This is a genomic window from Cyanobium sp. BA20m-14, from assembly GCF_024346295.1.
Genome location: NZ_JAGQCR010000184.1, coordinates 1 through 6,654, shown reverse-complemented (window position 1 = coordinate 6,654; position 6,654 = coordinate 1). Strand labels below are relative to the sequence as shown.

The following is a 6,654-nucleotide window of genomic DNA, read 5'->3' as shown; positions in this document are numbered from 1 at the left end:
ACAATACTCATTTCTCCTTTTAAGACGTTTATCAGTTGGGGCAATTCATCTATACTCCAGCGCCTGATAAATCTTCCGATTGGAGTGACCCTCGGATCATCTTTAGTTGCCTGCCGCAGGCCTTGGGTGTTTCCCGATTCCATTACCCTCATGCTCCTAAATTTAAGTAATCTAAATCTTTTACCATTCATTCCATATCTTTCCTGGGCGAAAAATACATGTCCAGGGCTTGTAATTCTAATTGCAATAGCTGTACTTAAGAACAGCGGGCTCAGCGCAATCAAGCCAATTACCGAAACTCCCAGGTCAATTGCCCTTTTCAGATTTGTATTAAAGCGTGACTGTTCTCCACCCCATAGATTAAGGCAATGTGTTTCGCCAAATTGTTCGACCTCAAAGCGCATGCCTTTGTGCGCCCAGTGGGGAGCATAAATAACTGGTAGACAAGTATCACCAAAAAAATCCAGAAGTTCGTCCATATTGACGCTGCTGCTCGGGAGGTGGCTGAAAACAATGCTGTCAACCTCGTTATCAGAAAGCCAACGCCTCATTTCTACCAAGCCGCCAGAGCACGCGGGCAGTTCTGGAGGCTGACAATCGGGCCTAGGCGGATTTGGGCTGAACCATTTACTCACTTTCAGGCCTAGCCAGGGAGCATTTATAAGGCGATTGCTAAACTTCTTGGCAGCTTCGCTCTCTCCCCAATAAAGAATCGTGCGGCTGTTTCCCCCTCGCATCCTATGCATTCGAAGAAGTTTGCGTAGGCCTACATGGGAAAGCTGAAGTAATATTAAAGTTAGGGTAGCCCAAAATACAATGCTGACTCGGCCAATATATTCTGAGGATTTGGTAGCAAAAGTCAATACTAGTATTGACATGAGTACTATTATCCAGCGATTTGTCACCCTCGTAGAAAGATCTTTTAGGCTGCCTTGACGGAAGCTGCCGTACATGCCACTGCTTGGTAGCAGCAATGCCGTTAGCAGTAATACCCATAGCCAGCTGGGTAAAAGCAGTGGTGAAGGCTCAGGTATGTATTGACCCACAAGTAACTGGAACAGCCCCGCTGCCACTAGGGGATCGCCTAGCCTTTGGACACGGGCGAGATCTCCACCGCTCTGCCGGAGAATGCCATTAAACGCAGTTGACTGCATCTTTCTATTCTTGACCTTGTCATTATGCCAAATAACCCCAGGTCAGGGAACCCTGTCCAAACTGTCGTTGCCATCCCTGGGCTTACCAAGTTTGCCTACCAGGCACTCCAGCAGGGTAAGAGCTTGCTGGGTTTGGCCCATAAGGAGGCCAGTACCAAGCTTATGGAGCTGGTTTCCCCCTCGGGCCTACCACCCACTTTGCCCACACCTCCTGAGCTGCTGGCTGAACTAGGCCGCTCGATGGATGCACTGATCGCTCTTGACTGGCAGCACGCCGAGGCTGGTATCTACCCCACAGGGCTGCTTTTTGACGCACCCTGGCTTGACTGGGCTAGCCGCTACCCCTTGGTGTGGCTGGATATGCCGGCCATTTGGAGTCGCCGCAGCCAGCGTAAGGTTCGGGATCTGCCCTCGGAAGTCAACCCGGCTGCTTACCCGGATTATTACCTCCAAAACTTCCACCACCAGACCGATGGTTACCTTAGCGAACACTCGGCAAACCTCTACGACCTGCAGGTGGAGATTCTCTTCAATGGGACCGCCGATCCGATGCGCCGGCGTCTACTGGAACCTCTGCTGCGCGGACTGTGTTACTTCAGCAGTCGCCCTGCCTGCCAAGTAAGGGTCCTTGATTTGGCGACTGGCACTGGACGTACCCTGCGTCAAATTCGTGCTGCCTTGCCACAGGCCCAGCTGGTTGGGCTCGATCTATCAACCTCCTACCTACGCCAGGCCAACCAATGGCTCAGTCAGCTTGCTGGTGAATTGCCCCAGCTTGTTCAAGGAAATGCTGAGACCACGCCCTTTGGTCCAGCGACCTTTCAGGCGATCACGTGCGTGTTTTTGTTCCATGAACTACCTGGCGAGGCAAGGCAGAAGGTGCTTGCTGAGGCCTTCAGGTTGCTGGAGCCGGGCGGCATTTTTATGCTTGCAGATTCGGTGCAGTTGGCTGACTCTCCGCAATTCAGCACCGTGATGGAGAATTTCCGGCGGGTTTTCCACGAGCCCTACTACCGCCATTACATCACAGATGACATCGAGGCCAAGTTGAAACAGGCCGGTTTCAGCCCCATCTCTGCGGAATCCCACTTCATGACCAGGGTGTGGGCTGCCCGAAAACCGGTCTAATTCTTCAGCCACCAGGCCAACAGCAGGCCCGCCGTACCCCAGCGCAGCCCACGCCAAAACATCACGTCGCTCCGACTTGGCGGAACCAGCTGGGGCGGCAGGGGATCAAGTAACCGTCGGGTCAGGGCCTGGCGCTGCCTTTGGCGGCGCTGCACCACCCCCGAGCCCCGGGCCGAAAGGACCCCTTGAACGAGGAGGCCCTCGAGCAAGTGCAGCAGTCGAATTGGTTGGGCCCGTCTAGCAAAAATTTCCCGTCCAGCGAAACCGTGGCCTCTGGTTGGCATCAGCAAACCCAGCCATTGCGAACTGGCATCAGGATGGACCAAACCTCGTCCAAAGGTCTAGTGAAACGTCCAGTGACAACACCAGTAACAAGTTCAGATCCCAGTTCATCCCTCAAGCCCAGCTTCCGCTGGCCCGAGGGCGCCCATGGGCAGGCCGTGGCTCTCCAGCGTCAGCTTGCCCTGGGAGATCGCGACTGGCATGCCCTCAAGGGCCAGCGTTCCAGGCGTGCCGCGGAGCAGCTGGCGGCGGCCCTGGTGCTGCTGCTAGGCGGCGACGAGCCCGCTGCCAACCAGCCCGGCCCGGCCCGGCTGGCGGCCATTGACCTGGTGGAAAACGGACTCGGTTGGCTCAAGGGCGAGTTGGTCGATCCTGGCTGCCCCAGCCACCGGCCGGTGTCAGCAATTCGGCCCGCTGCCGACTGACGGCCAGTTGCAGCCGGTTGCCCCGGCTGCTCCAGCGCACGTCGTCGAAGCAGTGGTGGATCAGGTAGAGGCCCCTGCCGCTTGCAGCTTCGGGCTGGGGTGGCAATGAGGCGATTCGCGCGGCTGGCTCCACCCCCGGCCCCTGATCCTGAACCTGCCAGACCAGCCAGCGGGGGGTTTCAATCCGACGAACTCGTAGATATTTGGCCGGATCACAGCCATTGCCGTGGCGCACCGCATTCACCAGGGCCTCATGCAAGCCGAGCTGCACCTGGCTCTGCATCTGGCGGCAGCACACCGGCTCAATCAGCACCTTCAACAGCGGTGCCAGCTGCAGGGTGGAAGGCAGGATGAAATCCGACCAGCGCAGGGCCATCGGGCGGGAATCCGCGGGTGCCGATTTGAACCTAGGCCGTTGCCGGCCCCCCAGACTCAGCCACCTATACGCCGTTGCACGGCTGGGTGACTCAGCAGTGCATCCATCAGGCGCACGCCGCGCAGCTGGTTGACCAAGGGCATGTGGCCTTCAGGGGCGCTAATCGTCCACTGGAAGGATCCTGGGTAGCGGGTCCACTGGCGACCCTGCTTCCAGGCCAGCTTGGGCCAGAGTTGGTCCCAGCGACCATTGTAGCCGGCCAGCAGCCTCGCCTGTACCGATAAGCCAAAGCGGCCTCGGGAGAAACACACCCAGAGCCGATCTAGGCTCTCGAGGTCGAGCTCTGGCATGGTCACCACCTCGCTGTAATACACGTAGCCCCTCCGCTCGGCTGCGGGGCCCGCCAGCTGGCGCAAAAGGGCACTGGTGAGCCGGTCGGCCTGTTCAAACTGCTGCAACATCAGGGCCCGCTGTAGCGGCTCAAACGACAGGGCGCTGGCGCTGGCACTGGCCAGCCAGCCAGCGTCATAGCGGGCGAGAAAGGCCTCGCTTAGACCATCCTCCTCCGCCAGCAACAGCTGGATTAGGAAGCCGGCCGCCCAGTCATCACTGCGGGGATCGAGCCGCTCAAGATGGTTTGCAATCAGCGGGCGCAGTGCCTGGCTACTGGCTTCCAAGGTGCCAACCATGGCGCGTCGTTGCCGCGCATTGGCAGCCTGAAAGCGCTCGAGCAGGGCCTCAGGTGTGGCTGCAGCGGTGACCGGGGCTCCGGAAAGCATGGATGGAGGTTGAGCCTGATGCGGTGCCACGTGGGCCCACTATGTCAGCAGAGATTCCGCTCAGCCATGCCAGGCGGCCCCCCATCGCTGACCGTGGATGCCTTCCTGGCGGCCGGCGGTCCGCTGGTGGACGTTCGCAGCCCAGGCGAATTTGACCAGGGCCATATTCCCGAGGCCATCAACCTGCCCCTGTTTAGCGATGGGCAGCGGGCCCAGGTGGGCATCTGCTACAAGCAGCAGGGCAGACAGGCGGCCGTGATGCTGGGGCTGGCCCTGGTGGGCCCCAGGCTCCAGGAGCTGGCCCAGGGGCTCAGCGCCCTTGCCCAGCCGGGCCAAACCATTCGCCTGCATTGCTGGCGTGGGGGTATGCGCTCGAGCAGCATGGGCTGGCTGGCCAGCAGCCTTGAGCTGCCCGTATTGCTCCTCGATGGTGGCTACAAGGCATTCCGGCGCTGGGTGCTTGCCTGTTTTGAAAGCCCCTTGCCGCTGCTGCTGCTGGCTGGGCGCACTGGCACGGGCAAGACAGACCTGCTCCAGGCCCTCTCCGTGCGGGGCCAGGCGGTGGTGGACCTAGAGGGCCTGGCTAACCACCGCGGCAGCAGTTTTGGCGGCCTGGGCATGGCCCCCCAGCCCAGCAGTGAACACTACGAAAATCTATTAGCCGCAAACCTGCTGGCTCTGCAGGGGCGGTCCCCCATCTGGCTCGAGGCTGAGAGCGCCCAGGTGGGGCGTTGCCGCATTCCCGCCGCACTCTGGCGGCAAATGGGGGAGGCGCCCGCAATTGAGATCCAGCGGTCCCAGCAGGAACGGGTAGGTCAGCTGGTGGCTACCTACGGCCCCCATGGCCAGGAGGCCCTCAGGGCAGCCACCGCCCGCATATCCCGCCGCCTGGGCCCCCAGCGCAGCGCGGCAGCCCTCGCTGCGATTGAGGCCAGCGACTGGGCCGGAGCCTGCGGTCAGATACTCGATTATTACGATCGCTGTTACGACCACGAGCTCTCCCTGCGCCAGCGACCCCTGCTGACCAGCTTCGATCTGAGTGGCCTAGACCCCGCGGCCGCTGCGGAGCTTCTGATCAGCAATTCAAACTGGCAGCCGTCGTCCGCCATGAAGGGATAGAGGCCTAGCTCCTAAGATTGGTGTTTGTTCCCGCTTGCCATGGGCGCTGTCATTCAATTCTTTCGGGGCGTAGCAGAGCGTGCTGTGCCGGATATCCGTCTGACCCGCTCACGTGACGGCCGCACCGGCCAAGCCCTGTTTGTATTCGAAGAGCCCGATGCCCTTGCCCCGGAAAGCATGGGTGACATCACCGGCATGTTTTTGGTGGATGAGGAGGGCGAACTGGTGACGCGGGAGGTCAAGGCCCGCTTCGTTAACGGCAAGGCCACGGCCCTGGAATGCACCTTCACCTGGAAGAACACCGAAGACTTCGAGCGCTTCATGCGCTTTGCCCAGCGCTACGCCGAGGGCCACGATCTTGGCTTTTCAGGCAACCAGGGCGAGGAGGAGGCGGAGCCTCAGGGTCAGGAGCGGGGTCAGCAGGAAGAGCTCTGAGCCATGAAATTCGGCCAATGGCTAGGGCTAGTGGCGCTTTTGGCATCCCTGGTGCTGCTCTGGAGCCTGCGCCAGAGCATGCTCAATTTGTTTGGCGCCTTGGTACTGGCCATGGGCCTCTGCACACTTACTGGAGCCGTAAGAGAACGACTAAACTGCTCTAGACAGTTAGCCCTAATGCTGAGTATCGGCCTAATTGGCACGATCCTGGGCATATTTCTGATAGCTGTTGTCCCGCTGTTTGGGGATCAGTTCATCCAGTTGCTGATCCAAGTTCCGCATGCTGGGGCATTCGTACTTGAGCTACTGCGCAGTGCAATTGAGGAATCAAGCTCAGTTTTTAATGGCAGAAATATTGACAACTTGACATGGCTTAAAGGGCTGCAAATCGACTACATAGCAACCGGCAAAGCCTTAGTCAATAGTCTAATCAAGTTCGCAAAAGAAGCTGGCTCTGGAATTGTACAGCTGTTATTTGTGATTGCACTATCCTTGATGGTTGCAGTCCAGCCGAATTCCTATCGGGAGGTAGGAATTCAGCTAATACCCTCCTTCTATCGCCGGCGCTTTCGCCAAGTGTTGGTGCAATGCGGTAACTCCCTCAGCGCCTGGATGGTTGGAGTGCTGATAAGCTCACTTTGCGTAAGCGCACTGTCAGCGATCGGCCTGAGCCTACTGGGAGTTAAACTTGTGGCCGCAAACGCGTTACTAGCTGGTCTGCTGAACATAATTCCAAACATAGGGCCGACATTGAGTACAGTTTTTCCTATGTCAGTGGCAGTTTTCGATGGGCCCTGGAAATCGCTGGCCGTACTGCTATTATACATTGGGATTCAGAATCTTGAGTCTTATATAATTACACCTGCGGTGATGCATAAGCAACTTAAGCTTCTGCCCGGCCTCACTCTCACAGCTCAGCTTGTCTTCACAGTGATTTTCGGACCACTTGGGCTGCT

9 protein-coding genes and 1 pseudogene are annotated in these 6,654 nt (G+C 58.5%); 5 read left to right on the top strand and 5 right to left on the bottom strand.

Annotation, left to right across the window (positions count from 1 at the left end; genetic code table 11):
- Together KBZ07_RS14540 and KBZ07_RS16520 are read right to left on the bottom strand one after the other, a co-directional pair.
- A partial coding sequence (locus KBZ07_RS14540; RefSeq protein ID WP_254932282.1) for a sugar transferase occupies positions 1 to 479 on the bottom strand: 479 nt, incomplete at its 3' end.
- Positions 480 to 524: 45 nt separating this feature from the next.
- A pseudogene (locus tag KBZ07_RS16520) lies at positions 525 to 953 on the bottom strand (undecaprenyl-phosphate glucose phosphotransferase); the annotation flags it as partial.
- Between the two features lie 225 nt (positions 954 to 1,178).
- On the opposite strand from KBZ07_RS16520, the gene KBZ07_RS14535 reads away from it, so the two are divergent.
- Complete coding sequence (locus KBZ07_RS14535; RefSeq protein ID WP_254932281.1) at positions 1,179 to 2,282, top strand: class I SAM-dependent methyltransferase; 1,104 nt, start codon at positions 1,179 to 1,181, stop codon at positions 2,280 to 2,282.
- Here KBZ07_RS14535 and KBZ07_RS14530 read toward each other — a convergent pair.
- Entirely contained in the window at positions 2,279 to 2,491 is a 213-nt protein-coding gene (locus KBZ07_RS14530; RefSeq protein WP_254932280.1) for a hypothetical protein, read from the bottom strand. The two genes, KBZ07_RS14535 and KBZ07_RS14530, sit on opposite strands and share 4 nt — an antisense overlap.
- 135 nt (positions 2,492 to 2,626) lie before the next feature.
- On the opposite strand from KBZ07_RS14530, the gene KBZ07_RS14525 reads away from it, so the two are divergent.
- Positions 2,627 to 2,989, top strand: a complete 363-nt coding sequence (locus tag KBZ07_RS14525; protein WP_254932279.1) for a DUF6439 family protein — start codon at positions 2,627 to 2,629, stop codon at positions 2,987 to 2,989.
- Here KBZ07_RS14525 and KBZ07_RS14520 read toward each other — a convergent pair.
- Positions 2,916 to 3,365: an ATP-binding protein gene (locus tag KBZ07_RS14520; protein WP_254932278.1), complete on the bottom strand. Its 450-nt coding sequence runs from the start codon at positions 3,363 to 3,365 to the stop codon at positions 2,916 to 2,918. The genes KBZ07_RS14525 and KBZ07_RS14520 overlap by 74 nt on opposite strands.
- Positions 3,366 to 3,421: 56 nt before the next feature.
- Entirely contained in the window at positions 3,422 to 4,144 is a 723-nt protein-coding gene (locus tag KBZ07_RS14515) for a GUN4 domain-containing protein (protein ID WP_254932277.1), read from the bottom strand.
- Between the two features lie 66 nt (positions 4,145 to 4,210).
- On the opposite strand from KBZ07_RS14515, the gene mnmH reads away from it, so the two are divergent.
- The 3 genes from mnmH to KBZ07_RS14500 form a co-directional block, all read left to right on the top strand.
- On the top strand, positions 4,211 to 5,263 hold the full coding sequence (gene mnmH, locus KBZ07_RS14510; RefSeq protein WP_254932276.1) for a tRNA 2-selenouridine(34) synthase MnmH: 1,053 nt from the start codon (positions 4,211 to 4,213) through the stop codon (positions 5,261 to 5,263).
- 39 nt (positions 5,264 to 5,302) lie between these two features.
- On the top strand, positions 5,303 to 5,698 hold the full coding sequence (gene psb28 / locus KBZ07_RS14505) for a photosystem II reaction center protein Psb28 (RefSeq protein ID WP_254932275.1): 396 nt from the start codon (positions 5,303 to 5,305) through the stop codon (positions 5,696 to 5,698).
- Positions 5,699 to 5,701: 3 nt separating this feature from the next.
- On the top strand, positions 5,702 to 6,654 hold a 953-nt coding region (locus KBZ07_RS14500; protein WP_254932274.1), incomplete at its 3' end, for an AI-2E family transporter.

Excerpts from the sequence above, each read along its gene's own strand:
- KBZ07_RS14535 (WP_254932281.1), top strand. The coding sequence starts at position 1,179 with ATGCCAAATAACCCCAGGTCAGGGAACCCTGTCCAAACTGTCGTTGCC.
- KBZ07_RS14515 (WP_254932277.1), bottom strand. The coding sequence starts at position 4,144 with ATGCTTTCCGGAGCCCCGGTCACCGCTGCAGCCACACCTGAGGCCCTG.
- KBZ07_RS14520 (WP_254932278.1), bottom strand. The coding sequence starts at position 3,365 with ATGGCCCTGCGCTGGTCGGATTTCATCCTGCCTTCCACCCTGCAGCTG.
- psb28 (WP_254932275.1), top strand. The coding sequence starts at position 5,303 with ATGGGCGCTGTCATTCAATTCTTTCGGGGCGTAGCAGAGCGTGCTGTG.
- mnmH (WP_254932276.1), top strand. The coding sequence starts at position 4,211 with ATGCCAGGCGGCCCCCCATCGCTGACCGTGGATGCCTTCCTGGCGGCC.